Origin of the sequence: Streptomyces sp. NPDC002742 (assembly GCF_042888885.1) — a bacterium.
GTDB lineage: Bacteria > Actinomycetota > Actinomycetes > Streptomycetales > Streptomycetaceae > Streptomyces.
Genome location: NZ_JBIAQF010000042.1, coordinates 46,828 through 61,789, shown reverse-complemented (window position 1 = coordinate 61,789; position 14,962 = coordinate 46,828). Strand labels below are relative to the sequence as shown.

Annotated in this window: 16 protein-coding genes and 1 pseudogene; 10 read left to right on the top strand and 7 right to left on the bottom strand. The window is 66.8% G+C overall.

Translation table 11 applies throughout. The features are described 5' to 3' along the window. Positions 1-377: 377 nt before the first annotated feature. The 6 genes and pseudogenes from ACFYW8_RS41645 (at position 378) to ACFYW8_RS41620 (ending at position 4,912) form a co-directional block, all read left to right on the top strand. Positions 378-701: a phosphatase PAP2 family protein gene (locus ACFYW8_RS41645; RefSeq protein WP_389091814.1), complete on the top strand. Its 324-nt coding sequence runs from the start codon at positions 378-380 to the stop codon at positions 699-701. 219 nt (positions 702-920) lie between these two features. Continuing rightward, positions 921-1,292: a phage holin family protein gene (locus ACFYW8_RS41640; RefSeq protein WP_389091836.1), complete on the top strand. Its 372-nt coding sequence runs from the start codon at positions 921-923 to the stop codon at positions 1,290-1,292. After that, positions 1,289-1,738, top strand: coding sequence for a DUF3618 domain-containing protein (locus ACFYW8_RS41635; RefSeq protein WP_389091810.1), 450 nt, complete (start codon positions 1,289-1,291; stop codon positions 1,736-1,738). Before ACFYW8_RS41640 ends, ACFYW8_RS41635 begins: the two co-directional genes overlap by 4 nt. Positions 1,739-1,742: 4 nt before the next feature. Next, on the top strand, positions 1,743-2,009 hold the full coding sequence (locus ACFYW8_RS41630; RefSeq protein ID WP_389091805.1) for a DUF4235 domain-containing protein: 267 nt from the start codon (positions 1,743-1,745) through the stop codon (positions 2,007-2,009). Between the two features lie 455 nt (positions 2,010-2,464). Next, positions 2,465-2,761 carry a hypothetical protein gene (locus ACFYW8_RS41625; RefSeq protein WP_389091800.1) on the top strand — a complete coding sequence of 99 codons (297 nt, stop codon included), beginning with the start codon at positions 2,465-2,467 and terminating at the stop codon, positions 2,759-2,761. A gap of 1,055 nt (positions 2,762-3,816) precedes the next feature. After that, positions 3,817-4,912 (top strand): annotated as a pseudogene (locus tag ACFYW8_RS41620) (SigB/SigF/SigG family RNA polymerase sigma factor). 488 nt (positions 4,913-5,400) lie between these two features. Here ACFYW8_RS41620 and ACFYW8_RS41615 read toward each other — a convergent pair. After that, positions 5,401-5,757 carry an STAS domain-containing protein gene (locus tag ACFYW8_RS41615; RefSeq protein ID WP_389091832.1) on the bottom strand — a complete coding sequence of 119 codons (357 nt, stop codon included), beginning with the start codon at positions 5,755-5,757 and terminating at the stop codon, positions 5,401-5,403. A gap of 178 nt (positions 5,758-5,935) precedes the next feature. Between ACFYW8_RS41615 and ACFYW8_RS41610 the strand changes: the two genes are divergently transcribed. From ACFYW8_RS41610 to ACFYW8_RS41600, 3 genes are all read left to right on the top strand, one after another. Continuing rightward, complete coding sequence (locus ACFYW8_RS41610) at positions 5,936-6,391, top strand: ATP-binding protein (protein ID WP_389091797.1); 456 nt, start codon at positions 5,936-5,938, stop codon at positions 6,389-6,391. Between the two features lie 293 nt (positions 6,392-6,684). Beyond that, entirely contained in the window at positions 6,685-6,990 is a 306-nt protein-coding gene (locus ACFYW8_RS41605) for an ANTAR domain-containing protein (protein WP_389091793.1), read from the top strand. Between the two features lie 221 nt (positions 6,991-7,211). Then, the gene (locus ACFYW8_RS41600) at positions 7,212-8,051 is read left to right on the top strand and encodes a DUF6192 family protein (RefSeq protein WP_389091788.1); all 840 of its coding nucleotides are present in this window, start codon (positions 7,212-7,214) and stop codon (positions 8,049-8,051) included. Positions 8,052-8,393: 342 nt separating this feature from the next. Here the strand turns inward: ACFYW8_RS41600 and ACFYW8_RS41595 are convergent, their stop codons facing one another. From ACFYW8_RS41595 to ACFYW8_RS41585, 3 genes are all read right to left on the bottom strand, one after another. After that, positions 8,394-9,578 (bottom strand): zinc-dependent alcohol dehydrogenase, encoded by a 1,185-nt coding sequence (locus ACFYW8_RS41595; RefSeq protein WP_389091784.1) that lies wholly within the window; start codon positions 9,576-9,578, stop codon positions 8,394-8,396. Positions 9,579-9,776: 198 nt separating this feature from the next. Then, positions 9,777-11,441 carry a transaldolase gene (gene tal / locus ACFYW8_RS41590; protein WP_389091779.1) on the bottom strand — a complete coding sequence of 555 codons (1,665 nt, stop codon included), beginning with the start codon at positions 11,439-11,441 and terminating at the stop codon, positions 9,777-9,779. 115 nt (positions 11,442-11,556) lie between these two features. Further along, the gene (locus tag ACFYW8_RS41585; protein ID WP_389091774.1) at positions 11,557-12,075 is read right to left on the bottom strand and encodes a hypothetical protein; all 519 of its coding nucleotides are present in this window, start codon (positions 12,073-12,075) and stop codon (positions 11,557-11,559) included. Between the two features lie 551 nt (positions 12,076-12,626). On the opposite strand from ACFYW8_RS41585, the gene ACFYW8_RS41580 reads away from it, so the two are divergent. After that, complete coding sequence (locus tag ACFYW8_RS41580; RefSeq protein ID WP_384802628.1) at positions 12,627-12,782, top strand: DUF6131 family protein; 156 nt, start codon at positions 12,627-12,629, stop codon at positions 12,780-12,782. A 134-nt stretch (positions 12,783-12,916) separates the two neighbouring features. Here the strand turns inward: ACFYW8_RS41580 and ACFYW8_RS41575 are convergent, their stop codons facing one another. The 3 genes from ACFYW8_RS41575 to ACFYW8_RS41565 form a co-directional block, all read right to left on the bottom strand. Further along, positions 12,917-13,195, bottom strand: coding sequence for a gas vesicle protein K (locus ACFYW8_RS41575; protein ID WP_389091768.1), 279 nt, complete (start codon positions 13,193-13,195; stop codon positions 12,917-12,919). 309 nt (positions 13,196-13,504) lie between these two features. After that, entirely contained in the window at positions 13,505-13,855 is a 351-nt protein-coding gene (locus ACFYW8_RS41570; protein ID WP_389091765.1) for a gas vesicle protein, read from the bottom strand. After that, positions 13,852-14,958: an SRPBCC family protein gene (locus tag ACFYW8_RS41565; RefSeq protein ID WP_389091761.1), complete on the bottom strand. Its 1,107-nt coding sequence runs from the start codon at positions 14,956-14,958 to the stop codon at positions 13,852-13,854. The genes ACFYW8_RS41570 and ACFYW8_RS41565 overlap by 4 nt, the downstream gene beginning before the upstream one ends. Positions 14,959-14,962: the final 4 nt, after the last annotated feature.

Below are 14,962 nucleotides of genomic sequence, written 5' to 3'. Positions count from 1 at the left end.
GCCGGAGGCATGCCGCCGGAGACCGAGCCCTACACCCAGCCGCGCGACACCCGGACATGGGACGAGGACGACCTACGCCGCCTCGACGAAGGCGATGAGTGACAGACCGGGCGCTTGGCGGGTATGCAACGACTCGCCTGGGGATACCCGCAGCTCATGAGACTGACAACGGGGTTGAGCCAAGCGGATCGGCATCTGACGCAACAGGCCGCCTCCCGCATTCCACCTGCCGTCGGCCGGCTGCTGTCGGCGGTGGAGGAGGCGGCGGAGAGCAGCAAGCTGTGGTGTGGCGCCGCGGTCGTGATGACGGCGTTCGGCGGGCGGCGCGGGCGGGGGGCCGCAGTGTCGGGGCTTGCGCGCTCGCCATCGCGCAGCTGGTGTCCAACGGTGTGGGCAAGCAGTTGGTCGACCGGCCCCGCCCGCCCAAGGAGTGGATCGAGCACGATGAAGTCGAGGACCGGCCCGCCGCCTCCTCCTTCCCTTCCGGGTACACGGCGGCTGCCGTCGCTTTCACCTCCGCCATCGCCCCCGCTTTGCCGCTGGCCGGTGTCCTGTGCGCGGTGCCCGCCGCCCTGCTGGCCGTCGAGCGGGTGCAGTCGGGTGCTCACTACCCCACGGATGTCGCCGCCGGTGCCCTGATCGGCCTGGGCAGCGCCTGGCTCACCTTGCATGTCCCGTGTCTGCTGCGGCATTGGTTGTAGCGGCCACGTACCGACTCCACACCGCATCCATGGTCGCAGCAGATCATTTTCTCCTGAACTCCGCGGTTCTGGGTACTCGCCCACTCATCGGACGGCCGGAGCACCGCGGCCCGACCCGACTGACAGGAACGAAACAGAGCAAGAGGTGATCGCGTGTCGAGTACACAACCGCACGGCTTCGGGCCGGGCCGAGATACGCACGACGTGGGGCACGAGCCGGTGGGCGAGCTGGTACAGCAGGCCGCACAACAGCTGACTGAGCTGGTGCGCGGCGAGATGAAGCTGGCGCAGGCGGAGATGAAGGAGAAGGGCAGGCGCTACGGCAAGAGCGGTGGGCTCTTCGGCAGCGCCTCGCTGGCCGGCTTCCTGATGCTCCAGGCGCTGGTGGCCACCGTCATCGCGGCGGTGGCCCTGCTGCTGCCGGTGTGGGCCGCGGCCCTCATCGTCACCGCCGCTCTCGGTGTGATCACCGCCGTCCTGGCCTTGAGCGGGAAGAAGCAGATCGGCAAGGCCGCTCCGCCGACGCCCCAGAGCACGATCGAGAACGTCAAGGCCGACATGGCCGAGATCAAGAGGAGCGCACACCGATGACCCACACACCCCGTGATCAACAGAGCGCCCCCAGCCCCGACCAGCTCCGCGAGCACGTCGAGCAGACCCGCCACGACCTCGGGCAGACCATCCAGGCCCTCACCGACAAGACCGACGTCAAGGCCCGCGCACAGCACAAAGCCGGCGAGCTGAAGGACCAGGCCGTCGCCAAGACCGGCGAGCTCAAGGCTCGGGCCGCGAAGGCCACCTCCCAGGTCCAGGACAAGCTGCCCGACTCGGTCAAGGACAAGGCCTCCCAGGCGGCGAGGCAGGTCCGTACCACGGCAGCCCAGGCCGGACGGATGTGGGAGGAGAAGGCGCCCGAACCTCTGCGGCAGAAGGTGGCCCAGTCTGCGCAGCTGGCACGGGACAACCGAACCGTGCTGCTGGTCGCCGCCGCGGGCGTCACCGTGCTGTGGGTGGCCAGCCGCCGCAAGAAGGGCTGAGCAGATGAAGGCCTCGACGATCGCCTATAAACCGGTCGGGCTCGTCCTGGGGGCCGTCAGCGGAATGATCGCCGGGGCTGTCTTTAAACAGGCATGGAAAGTACTCGGTCACGACAAAGACGCCCCCGACGCCACCGACGAGGACCGCACATGGAGCGAGGTCCTCCTGGCCGCAACGCTTCAGGGCGCCATCTTCGCCGGAGTCAAAGCCGCCGTCGACCGCGCCGTCGCCGCCACCACGCGCAGCCTGACCGGAACCTGGCCCGGCTGACAAACCAACGTGGGGGCCGACAGGACGTGAAGTCCTGGCCCTCACGTCGGCCCTGCCGCCCGAGGCATACACCGCCTTCCTGACACCGGCAGCAGAGAGGTCTCCCCCGCGACCGCCATCAAGGTCCGGCACGTTGCGGATGCCGGACCGATGATCTCTGTTCCGGCATCCGCCGGGATCTGGACCAGCGGCTCCGGCAGCACGCCTCATCCCTGCAGACTCCCACAGCATGAGCGACAGACGGGAGCGCTATGTCACGTTTTGCGCAGATGTGACCGGGCACTCGGTGCGTTGTGGTGTCCGGGCGGGCCGTGCTCCGTCCGCAGCGCAAAGAGAGCCACCACAAACACGTAAGGACGAGAGGTCCCGCAATGGCGAAGACATCGAGGCAGCCTGCAGATGAAGCAGGATCGCGCAAATCCGAGGGAGGGCGTCAACTACGCTGGGGCCCGTCCGTGGACGACGAGTCACAGCAACCGAACCCCAGCGCCCACCGCAGCTTCCACCCCGACAAGTACGCCCCTGAGCCCGACAAGCCCCGCAAGGTGCCTACGAAGGCAGAAAAAGAGGCATCGGGAGTGGGCACGCCCTCAGACAGCCTGACCGCGAGTGGCGAAGACCGAGGAAAGTCCGAAGGCATGCACGACACCGGACGCCGCGGAGAATCCCGCCGCCCCAGCGGAAAGAAGGATGCCTCCGCCTATACCGGCGTCAACCCTGATGATTCGCCTGCCGGAGACGGAAGCCGCTGAGGGAGGATGTGAACGAACGCCGACCAATCTTGGTTAGCCAGCACGGCAAGTGTCCTGGGCTCCCCCGTCCGGGAGCCCAACGGCTGTGATGCCGGGCTAGCCCTCAACTACCAGCAGGGGCTGACAGCAGACCGGCCATGGGAGCAGTTCCCACCCACAGTCGCCTTGGGGATGCACGTCCGGCGCCGCAGAGCGCGAGTGAGGCGAGTGTCCAGTGTGGTGTGCCAGGTGACATCGGGATGCAGGAACGCAGATGTGACTGCCCTGGCGCCCAGCCCGCAGCCGCGGAACGGTTCCTCCAGGACGACGTCGATGATCACGCCCTCGGCGCACCTGCTCGTACGCTCGATAGGTCACGCGCCCGATCACCCTGCGGATGCGCGCCAGCGGGAGACACTCCACCGGCCCCGACGCCGTCCGGTACGCCGGTGCCTTCCCTCGGCCAGCCGTGGTGCGGGGCTTGCCTAAAGCCTGGTTCAAACAAGAGTGTCACTCCTGGCATACGTCTGATTTGCCTGCATGGCCATCGCGAGTGCCCCTTACACCACGGACACATGTCACGCCGCCATAAAGCATCACTTCCCACGCGCACGACACTCGCGGCGGTGCACTGCCACGAGGCGCCCGACTGTCTTCACCGGGCAGAGCGCCTGCCTCTGGGGTCGTCGCCCCGCGCGGCCAGGTGACTGCGGCGCCGCGTATTTGCCCTTGACCGCCTGGGGTCTGCGTCCCGCTGCCCTCTCAGCAGGCAGCCGCTCCAGCGAACCCGAGTTCGCCTGGGCGAAGTCGCGCGCGTGATGCTCCATCGGAGCGGGTCGCGCAGGAAGCGGCCGCGACTCTCGACTCAGCCGAGTCACAGACCAGGAAGCTGACCGGGCAGCCTGCCGAGGAACGTCAGAGGCGCCGGTGGGAGCAGGCCACGATTCACGCGCTGCGGGAGGAACTGCTCGGATTGTCGGTGTGAGGTCTCAGGAGATGCTTGACCGTTTGTGCTCTGGACATGGTCGACACGTTCGGCTGAACGTCCGTCAACTCCCCCCCCCGCTGAGGCAAGGATGCTTCGCTCGGTGGTCGTGGATGTACAGCAGTTGGCCGAGTACCGCTACCGGGCTGTCCGCGAGGTGCTCGGCGGGTCTCCAATCGGTGAGGTCGCAGCCCGGTACGGCACCTCGCGTCAGACACTCCACAGCTGGCGACGGCGGTTCGAGCAGGAAGGCATGCCAGGCCTGCTGGACCGCTCCCGACGCCCTCGGAACAGTCCCCCCTGTCTGTCGGCCGAGGTGGAAGCCGAGATCTGCGAGCTGCGTCGCCGGCATCCCCGGTGGGGTGCCCACCGGATCTGTCACGAACTCGCCGGTCGCGGGCTGGAGTCGGCCCCGTCACGGGCCACGGTCCACCGGGTGCTGTCCCGGCTGTTCTTCGACCAGCTCGCCGTTCTCGAAGAAGGCACGCCCGAGTACCAGTACGCACGCAACACCCTCATCGAGATGAACATGACCCTCGTCCGCTTCGCGGCCGCTCGTTTCCGCAACCGCGGCCCGGACGAGATGGAAGACATCGTCCAGGTCGGCATGGTCGGACTGATCAAGGCCATCGACCGCTTCGAACTCACCCGCGAAGTCGAGTTCACCTCCTTCGCGGTTCCTTACATCGTCGGCGAGATCAAGCGCTTCTTCCGCGACACCTCCTGGGCCGTCCATGTCCCCAGGCGACTGCAGGAAGCACGGATCCAGCTCGCCAGGCCACCGAGGAGCTCCGCAGCCGGCTCGGCCGCACCCCACCGTCAAGGAACTCTCCCAACTGATGTGCCTCAGCGAGGAAGAGGCCAACGAAGCACGCCTCGCCTCCAACGGCTACAACTCAGCCTCCCCCGGTGCCACCATCAGCTCCGGCAACGACGGCGAAGCCTCGCTGGCCGAATTCATCGGCACCGACGACAACGCCCTCGAACTCGTCGAAGACTTCAACGCCCTGGCCCCCATGATCGCCGAACTCGACAACCGCGAACGGCGCATCATCCACATGCGCTTCGTCGACGAATGCACCCAGGCCCAGATCGGCGAACACCTCGGCATCTCCCAGATGCACGTCTCCCGCCTGCTCAACCGCACCCTCACCAAACTCCGCGAAGGCATGCTCACCACCGCCTGACCCCGGCTCTCCGCACGCGCCGGCGGCGTGTCCCTCCCTCACGGGGTGGGACACGCCGCCGAGGCATCTGGGCCGGGCCACGGCGCCGGCGGCAGACAGGCGGCCGGCGATGGTGGCGACCAAGAGAGGCCTCCCTCCGGCCGCTCGATGGCCGTCGAGGGCGCTCCCCGCCACCCTCGGAGGCTGAATTCCTGCCGGGCCTGCCGGTCAATGCCCGCAACGCTCACGGCATCCATCTTGTACGCCCGATCAGCCCTTCCCTCCAGCGGCGCCTGGACGTCACCGGCACGGCTGGCATGTTCACCGTCCGCCCCAACATCAGCCAGGTGCTCGCTGTCTCTTTTGCCCGACACCTTCAACGCCCTCTCGCGCGACGCGGGGCGATCGTCAGGCGTGCTGCGCCGGTGTTCATGCACGGCTCGGGACATCCGCATGGAATACACGGGACAGCAGTAGCCCGTGTCCTGTCGGTGCACGATGCCCCCAGCTCAAGGAAGGAGGGCCTGGGAGAGCGTGGGGTAGCAGGGGATGATCGTGTCGAGGCCGACGATTTCGACGACGCGCTGCACCGGTGCTGTCAGGGCCGCCATCCGGATCCAGCCACTGGCCGACGTGGCGTCGCGGCGCGCGGCGGCCAGGGCGCTGATGGCGCTGGAGTCCATGAAAGTGACCGCACCGAGGTCGATGACCAGCTGGACCGGTCCTTTGCCGTCTACCTGAAGGGCCTCGGCCAGGAGGCCGACGTTGTCAGCGTCGATCTCGCCGCTCAGGACCAGGACACGGATGTCCGCAATGATGCTCCGGTTGATCGACAGGCGGCCGGGCTGCTCGGCTGTCTCATGCATGTCTGCCACGTGTTTCTCAAAACCTTCTGCGGTAGCAGGCCAGCGCCTCCGTACGGAAGACCCGAAGCACCACATCCTACGGGTGCTGCATCCACGTGGCTGTGCCACAGGTAACGTGCCGACCTGGCATACGCGGTGCCTGAAGGGGTAACCGGCAGCGTGACGGAAGCGGGGGGAAATGGACGAACCACCTAGGAATGGCGACGGTGAACGGCCCGACGCTGCCCCACCGCTGGAAGCCTCACTCGCACTCGACAGCGACGGCTCCCGCATCGCCCAGGCCCGCCAACTCGCAGCCGTCTTCGTGACGAAGGTACGAGACGACTACGGCATCCCGGTGGCAAGCGCCGTGGTGGAGATCGTCCAACTGATCGTCAGCGAACTCGTCACCAACGCCCGCAAGTACGCCGCCGGACCGGCCCTGCTGCACCTGCGGATCACCGGCCCCGTCCTGCGGGTCGAACTCTGGGACAGCAACCCCGTCCGGCCGGCCGCCAAGGCCCCGGACCCGGAACGCATCGGCCAGCACGGCCTGGAGATCGTCACAGCCCTCGCCCGTACCGTCACCGTGGAGCAGACGCCCGTCGGCAAGCGCATCACCGCCGACGTCATCCTCAGCACCGCCGCCGCATAGCCGAACCGGGTTCTCACCCCAGCCGTTCAGAAGACGGGCACACCACAGCACGCAGCTCAGCCCGCGCGCGACCGGACACCAGCCAAGCCCTGGCGCCGGCTGCCTTCTGGTCGTTCCCGCTGCTCTGACACGGTGATCTGGGTCTCTGAACGGTCCTGCGCAGGGGTGTTTCCAGCACGTTCGGGCAGAGAATGCCAAGAACTGGTGACCAGTCAGGGAGTAACTGCGAAGGTGCGGCGGTAGTCCACACCGACGAATCGGGTCCAGCTGCTCAGGATTCGCTGGAGGAACACGTGGAGGAACGTGTAGAAGGACTCGTGGAGGAACTACAGGGCGAGAATGCCCAGCTTCACGAAGCGATGCGCTCGCACGCCGTGGTGGACCAGGCCATCGGAGTCGTCCTCGCCATAGGTCATCTGACACCAGAACAGGGATGGGACGTGATCCGGGAGGTCTCCCAGCGGACGAACATCAAGCTCCGTCACGTGTCGGAACTGATCATCGAATGGGCCCGCACCGGGAAACTGTGCACCGACGTCCGCACGGAGCTGGAGCGGCAGCTCGCGCAGTACACACAGCCCCCGCGAAGCGAGGCGTGAGGCGTGCCAGCAGCCCGGAAGCGCCGGAAAAGACCGTTCGCGAACCGGTCACAGGGAACGCTCATGGAACGCATCACGCTCCCAACTCCACGCAAATATCGGTCCATTGCAGTCGTTCGTTGCAATCCAAGGGCTACTGATGTGACTCTTGGTGACGGACGCAAAGTCTGCTCCGTTCACGGCCGAAGTGCCTTGTCCCAGACCGCGCTTGGGTAGTGACCATGTCCGAGGAGCTTGAGAAGGTCGGAGCCGTCAGCCAGCCACGCTACGAGCAGATCGTTGCCGAGTTCCGCAGTGCGGCCGAACAGCTGACGCAGGCCCAGTTCACGATCGGGGACCAGGCCCTGGAGATCGAGCCGATGGGTCCCCGCAGCGGGCCAGTCGCGGACACCGCCTGGTCGGTCGAACAGTCCCTGACCCGGCTGGCCAAGGACGTCGGCCTGCCGGTGACGACGGCCGAAGAGGCCCGCTGGACGGCATCGCGCTGGCCGGCCGACCGGCGCCGGAAAGCGGAGTCGTTCACGGTCCACCAGGTGTTGGCCCGCATCGGCGACGACGCGGAGCGCTTCGCCGCGATCGACAATCTCCCTGACGGCAAGACCCACTGGACCCTGGACGACGCCAGGCGCCGGAGCGATTTCCGGGCGCAGATGCCCGTCCCCCGTAGAGAAGAACACCGCGATCCATCCACCGGCCTTCGATCCAGTGCCGCCGCGGCGACGACCACTACCCCTCAAGCATCCGCAGGCCACCGCCAGAGTGCCCCAGAAGGATCGAGTGGCGCGCACCGGAACACTGTGCGCGACATCCGCACGGAACTGGTTCAGCAGCTCGCGCAGCCGGCAAGCCTGTGCATGATCCCGGCGGGGGCGCACCCTCACTGGTCCGTCGCCCTCCTACACAGGGCGCCCAGCGGTCATGAACGAATCGCGCTTTCTATGACAAGTGGACCAAAACGGCAGGACGATGAATCATGCTCGGCGGCTTACAACCAGGCGACAGTGCAGCCAGTTCCGCGATCCGACCGGCTCAGGCATGTGCGACCGCAGCACGGCGGCTGATCCTCGTCGCGGATCATGTCGGTGTCCATCCAGTTCAGTTGGGCGACACCCAGGCCTGTACCGCGGGGGGGGCAGTTCAGCACGCATCGCCGGCACAAACGACTCGACGCCGGCCTTGGAAGCTCGGCACTCGTCCATCATGGGTGAAGCTCCCGTGGGCGCCGGCGAGCGCCACCCGTCACGACGGCGACCCGGTCGTCCAGAGCGCAGAGCACCCTGCCGCTCGGTCACTGCACACTCTCCGATGCGGCACTTGCGGTGGCCGCAGGCCCACAGCGGCACGCGTGAGCCGCTGCGTGCGCGGTCGCTGCCCACTGCAGGACGTGAACTCGGGGCAGCCGGTCAAGGGTTGAAGAGGATCTTCACTGCGCCGTCCTGCTTCTTCTGGAACATGGCGTAGGCGTCAGGGGCCTGTTCCAGTGGCATGCGGTGAGTGGCGAAGGATTCGACGCCGAGAGGGTCGGCGTCGGTGAGCAGGGGCAGGAGGTCGTCCACCCACCGCCAGACGTTGGCCTGGCCCATGCGCAGCTGGATCTGTTTGTCGAACATGGTCAGCAGAGGCAGGGGGTCGGCCATCCCTCCGTAGACACCGGACAGGGAGATCGTGCCGCCGCGGCGGACGAGCTCGATCGCCAGGTGCAGCGCAGACAGGCGGTCCACGCCTACGCGTCGCATCAACGTGGCAGCCAGCTTGCTGGGCAACAGGGTGGTCATCTGCTGGGCGGCTTGGGCGGCGGCGGCGCCGTGGGCCTCCATTCCGACGGCGTCGATGACGGAGTCGGGGCCCCGTCCGGCGGTGAGGTCACGGACGGCTTCCACGATCCCGTCTCCGTGTTCCTCAAGGTTCAGGGTGTGCACCCCGTGCGCCTTCACCCGATCCAGCCGCTCGGGTACCAGGTCGATCCCGATGACCGTCCCGGCTCCGCGATGGGCGGCGATGCGGGTGCACATGTCCCCGATCGGTCCCAGGCCCAGCACCGCGACGCTGCCACCGGGAGGGACGGCCGCGTAGTGGACGGCCTGCCACGCGGTCGGCAGGACATCGGACAGATAGACGAACCGGTCGTCCGGAGGTCCCGGAGGGACGGCGATGGGCAGGGTGTTGCCGAACGGCACGCGCAGGTACTCGGCCTGCCCTCCGGGGACCTGGCCGTAGAGCTTGGTGTACCCGAACAGGGACGCGCCGCTTCCCTGACTGTGGACCTGGGTGGTCTCGCACTGCGAGTGCAGGCCCTGCTTGCACATGAAGCACGTGCCGCAGGAGATGTTGAACGGGACCACTACCCGGTCACCCTCGCGTACGTTCACCACCTCGGAGCCGACCTCTTCGACGATCCCCATCGGTTCGTGGCCCAGGATGTCGCCGGCGTCGAGGAACGGTCCCAGGACTTCGTACAGGTGCAGGTCGGACCCGCACAGCCCGGTCGTCGTCACTCTGATGATCACGTCGGTCGGATCCTGGATCTCGGGATCGGGGACCGTGTCCACGCGTACGTCCCTCTTGCCGTGCCATGCCAACGCCTTCATGCATCCTCCTCAGCCATTGCGCAACTCGGACCGATCACGGTCCCGCATCCCGTGCAGGCCTCCGCCCGGGTGGCGATGGCCAAGGCCGGGAGCCACGCCCCACCGAGTACCCACCATGCACAATTGATACATACCGGGCATACAAGTGGACATTCCTGCCTGTCCCGGAGACATGGGAGCCGGGAGGGACCGCAACCGTCACACGGAGGGCTGGGTGCAGCGGAAGGCGGACTCGACAGCAGCGAGACGCAGCCGCTCCAGTACGGCGGACTGGCGGTCGGCGCGCTCCACAAGTATGTCCAGGTGTTCGACGAAGAGGCGCCCGTCAGTCTCCGCCAGGGCTCGCAAGCTGCGCCAGCAGGCCGCCTTGCCCTGGACACTCAGCAGCATGGATTCCAGTTCCAGGACGTCGCTGAGCGGGGAGCGGGAAAAGAGGTGGCCGTTGGGCTTGGCGCGGCCCGCCTTTTCGGTCAGCCAGCCGAGGGCGACTTTCGTGTAGGCGGTCGGCACCGCGAGGTCGGCCATGATCTGCGTCAGCGAATCACGGTCCTGCTCCACTTCATGGGCCAATTCGGCCAGCGTGGTGCCCTGTTCCCGGTATTGCTGAGTCTGGGCGGCCCGCCGGAAGAGTTCCAGGCCGGCGGTCGCGCCGGAGAGGTGGTCGTTGAGGTAGATCGCCAGAAGGTCGGCGCCGCCCGAGGCCTTCTTCGGGGACGCTTGCAAGGTTCCCGACTCGTCGGTGGCGGCGGCGCGCATTTCCCGGTCCACCGAAGCGGTGAGTTCGGTCCAACTGTCCTCGAACTTGACGAGCCCTTCACGTTCGAGCGTGTCGGTGACATCCGTGAAGTCGACGCCGACACGCTCCAGCGCCTCGAAATGGGCTGTCGCGCCAGCGTAGACATCGGCGGCCGGCGTGCGGGCAGGCAGAGCGCCGTGGTCGGCGAACGCTGCCAGAGTGGCGCCGGGCATGGTGTTCACGGTGCCCGCGATGACGAGTTCGCTGACGTACATCGTGTCGGGGTAGGCAGGGTTCTTGACCCCGGTGGATGCCCACAGAGGCCGCTGCCGGCGGGCGCCTGCCGCGACGAGGGCCTGCCAGCGGGACCCGGCGGTCAACTCCTGGTACGCCTGGTGCGCGAGCCGGGCGTTGGCGATCGCGGCCTTGCCCTTGAGCGCCTGGGCCTCGGGGGTGCCGAGGGCGTCGAGGCGACGGTCGACCTCGGTGTCGACGCGGGAGACGAAGAACGAGGCGACGGAGTGGATGTCCGCCAGGTCGTGTCCGGCGGCCTTGGCCCGCTCCAGTCCGGTCAGGTAGGCATCCATCACCGCGCGATAGCGCTCCAGGGAGAAGACCAGGGTGACGTTGACGCTGATGCCCTCGGCAATGACGCGGGTGATCGCGGCCAAGCCCTCGCTGGTGGCCGGGATCTTGACAAGAAGGTTCGGCCGGTCGACGGTCTCCCACAACTTCCGCGCCTGGCCGATCGTGGCGTCGGTGTCCCGCGCCAGCCGGGGATCGACCTCGATGGAGACCCGACCGTCGCTCCCGCCGGTCTGCAGGTGGACCGGGCCGAGCGCCTGGCAGGCTGCCCGTACGTCGTCGGAGGTCAGGGCGAGGACGGCATCATCCACGCTCACACCCTCACGTGCCAGCCGGCGCAGTTGCTCGCTGTAGCGGTCCCCTCTGGACAGCGCGGAGGCGAAGATCGTGGGATTCGTCGTGACCCCTACGACATGCTTGTCCGCGATCACCTCCTTCAGCTCACCCCGGGCCAGCAGCTCGCGGGACAGGTCGTCCAGCCAGACAGACACTCCGGCCGCGGACAGTTCGGCGAGCGGATCGGACGCGGTGGAAAGAGTCATGCCAGACCTCCAGAGAGTATGCGGCGCGGGTCGGCACGCCCGTCCGGCATGCCGACCGGAGGAAGCACCTGAGAGTGGGCGAAGCGGGCGGCGACTCGTTCCCGCCGGCGGTATCTCACACGGATCGCCTCGTTGACGCGGACTGCGCGCCATCGGCCAGGGCGCCGCTGCGCCCCATGGAGACGGTGGATCCGGCGATGCTCCCCGAGGTGCCCCGGAACCGCGCTCTCGCCCGGGCCTGGCAAACAAGGCGCCGGTAGTCCAGGTCTGCCAACTCCGTGGCCCGCACGGACAACGGACTTCCGTCCAGCCCCTCCAACAGCGCAGCATGGGCGTGACCGTAGGGCGCCTCGTGCTGGGGAGCGACTCCTCGCGGCAGCCAGGAGATCAGCAGAATCTTGTTCCGACGCGCTCCGTCCACCGTTGCGAAGGCCAGGTCGTAGACGACGAGCCTGGGCTCGTGTGCGGGCAGGCCCGACAGGAGCTCGTCGTGTGTCAGATTGCCTCGGCGTTCGAGGACGCGGGTGTCCAGGGCGTCACTCAGCCGGCAGATCACCGTGTTGACTTCTCGCTTTCCCTTCAGCTCCCGAAGTGCGCCGATACACCTGTCGTCCACGGCTATGCGACTGCTCATGACGCTCTCTCCCTCCGCCCCAGGTCCACGCGATACGCCAGCTCCGCGTCGACCTGCGGCCACCGAGTGTCCAGTGGCCACGACGCGGAGGTCCCCACGACCCAGTCTGCGTAGAGCTCGGGATCCTCCAGAACCGCCCAGACGGCGCCAGGGGACCGCTCGATCACTTGGTGTCGAATCGCCACGACAAACCCCTGAAATAGCGATGAATAGGTCGATATCGACGAATACCCCTCCCCACCGGCATCATGCTCAGCATTACCTGGAGGATCGTGAACGCATCCGGCCATGACTCCACTGCGGGGAGGCAGACCGTTCGGGTGCGGTCGAGGCCACGGGAGACAGCGGCGGCGCACGCGAAGCCGTTGCACATGAACACACACGCCTTCGACACCTCCACGGAAACCAGGAATCCCTGCGCCCTGGACACGGCGTCGACGACTCGTTCCCTCGGGTAGGGCCAGAATCCGCGTTTGTCCCCCGGGGAGGCGGGGACCCGTGACAAAGGATGGGGACGCCCGCAGACGACGTCCCGCTCATCGGAGGAAACCATGATCATCCTCGGAGTCATCCTGCTCGTTGTCGGTCTCGTTGCGGGCATTGGAATCCTTTGGACCATCGGGGTCATTCTGCTCGCGATCGGAATTGTGCTGTGGATTCTGGGAGCAATGGGACGCGAGGTCGGCGGACGACGGCACTACTGGTAGTGGCCGACCTTGTCCGGGCATTCTCCTGACCATCAGCGACAATGATTCGCCGCTACCCCGGCGGACGGAATGCCTCGCAGTTTTTCGGCGCGGCCCAGGGTTGCCGTTGATCCAGCAGAGCCGGATCAACGTCTTCAGCTCATGGGCAGAAGGATTCCGAGCGGGCCGAAGCCGAGATGGAGATCTTCCGGACGCGCTCCGTGCTGCTCGCAGAGTTCCGCCATCCGCTGGTCGAGCAGCATGAGCGTGGTCCCGATCTCGTCGACCTGCTCATCGCTGAGGTCACCTTGCTCGACACGGCGAATCGCCTGGCGCTCCATCAGCTGTCTGCGGAGTTCGACCACGGTGAGTACCAGGGCGACCAGGTCGCGCCCCATCCGGTCGGAGTCCAGGTCGAGTCGGGATCCGCTCACAGCGGGCCGCCGTCCGCCCAGGGAGCCTCAGCGCGGTGTTCGGCCACCGGATACCGCATTGAGGATCTGGACCCGTCGTTCCACGGAGGGCTGGGCGTGCGGTCGCAATCTACGGGAGACAGTGAGCCCACAGGCACCTCGTCGGTGACCCCTGGCAGCCCGACGGCGGCCGAAAGGTCCGGGTTCCGACAGAGAGCGAACACCTAGATGGCATTGACGCCCGACAGCTCAGGACCGCGCTCGGTCAGGCGCCTCGGTTCTCCTTGTTCCTCGCCGACTCGGGGCGTTGCTGTGGGGCCGCCGCTCTGGCTATTTCTCCGCCGTCTCGGATTCGAGCGATTTCTCCGGCGCCTCGGACTCGAACTCTTTCAGCCGTTCACGCAATTCACGGTTCTCGTCCTGCAAGGCGTCACGTGAAGCCCGCGAGCTGAGTGCCGGATCGTTCTCCCACCAGTCGATTCCGGCCTTCCTCGCGGTATCCACGGATGCCACGAACAAGCGGAGCCGAATGGTGAGCAGTTCGATGTCGAGGAGATCGATCTTGATGTCCCCGGCGATCACGATGCCCTTGTCCAGAACGCGTTCGAGAATGTCGGCGAGGTTGGTGGTCTGAGGACCGGAGACTGGGTACGAGCCCTGCCGGAAGTCGACGTCACTCACGGGCGTCGCCTCTGCCCTCTCCTCTTCTTGGGAGCTTCTTCCTCGCCCTCCGGCTCGTCTTCCTCCTCAGCCCCCTCTTCGTCCTCGTATGCGTCCTCCGCCCCCTCGTCGGCCTCGTCCTCATCCTCGTATGCGTCCCCCTCGTCTTCGTCCTCGTATGCGTCCTCCGTCCCCTCTTCACCCTCGCCATCGCCATCGCCTGCGGAGTCGGTGCCCTCCTCGGCGTCGCCCTCCGGCTCCTCACCCTCGGGCTCTTCGCCCTCCGGCTCCTCCTGCTCGGCCTCTTCCTGTTCGACGGCGTCATCGTGGGACACGACGACCTCTCCGTCACGGATTTCGCCGCGCCAGCCCTCTGGTTCCTCGTTGGTGAGGGTCACGTACCGCTGGAAGTTCTTGAAGTCCAGTCGCATGCGGCGCCCTTGCGCCCGCCAGAGGTTGCCCGTCTTCTCGAAGAAGCCCGACGGGTAGTACTCCACGACAAGGACGATGCGCGTCAGGGTGGGCGCCAGCTCATGGAAGCTGACCGCGCCTCGGGTGGTGCCCTTGGCTCCTTCGGAGGTCCACACGATGCGGTCGTCGGGAATCTGTTCCTGGACGGTCGCTTTGAAGCTGCGCGACGAAGGGCCGACTTTGACCTTCCAGTCGCTCCCGCCCTCATCGTCCTTGGAGACGTCGCGAACGCCCTTGGCGAAGCTGCTGAATTTGTCGTACTGCGTCCAGTAGTCGTAGGTGTCCCGGAGCGGCACTCCCACATCGAGAACCTCGATGATGTTCATGACCTTGCCGCCGCTGGCCTTCCGCTTCCCTTTCCCACCACCGAAGGCGCCCTTGACCTTGTCCACGACGTTGTCCTTGACACCCTTGGCCTTCTCAGAGACGAAGGCCTTCAGCGGTGAGTCGCCCTGGAGGATTCGGGACCCGATGGCGGGAAGCGAGCCACTCTCGGCCGAATCGCTGAGCTGCCCGGCGACATCGGTCAGTTTGTCGCCGGCCTTCTCGGCAAGATTCTCCACCTGCGCGGACACGAACTTGGACAGCTCACCACGAAGCTTGTCCATGCCCGACGTACCCTCAGCCGACTCGTCCGTTTCCTTCTCGGCCATGGCT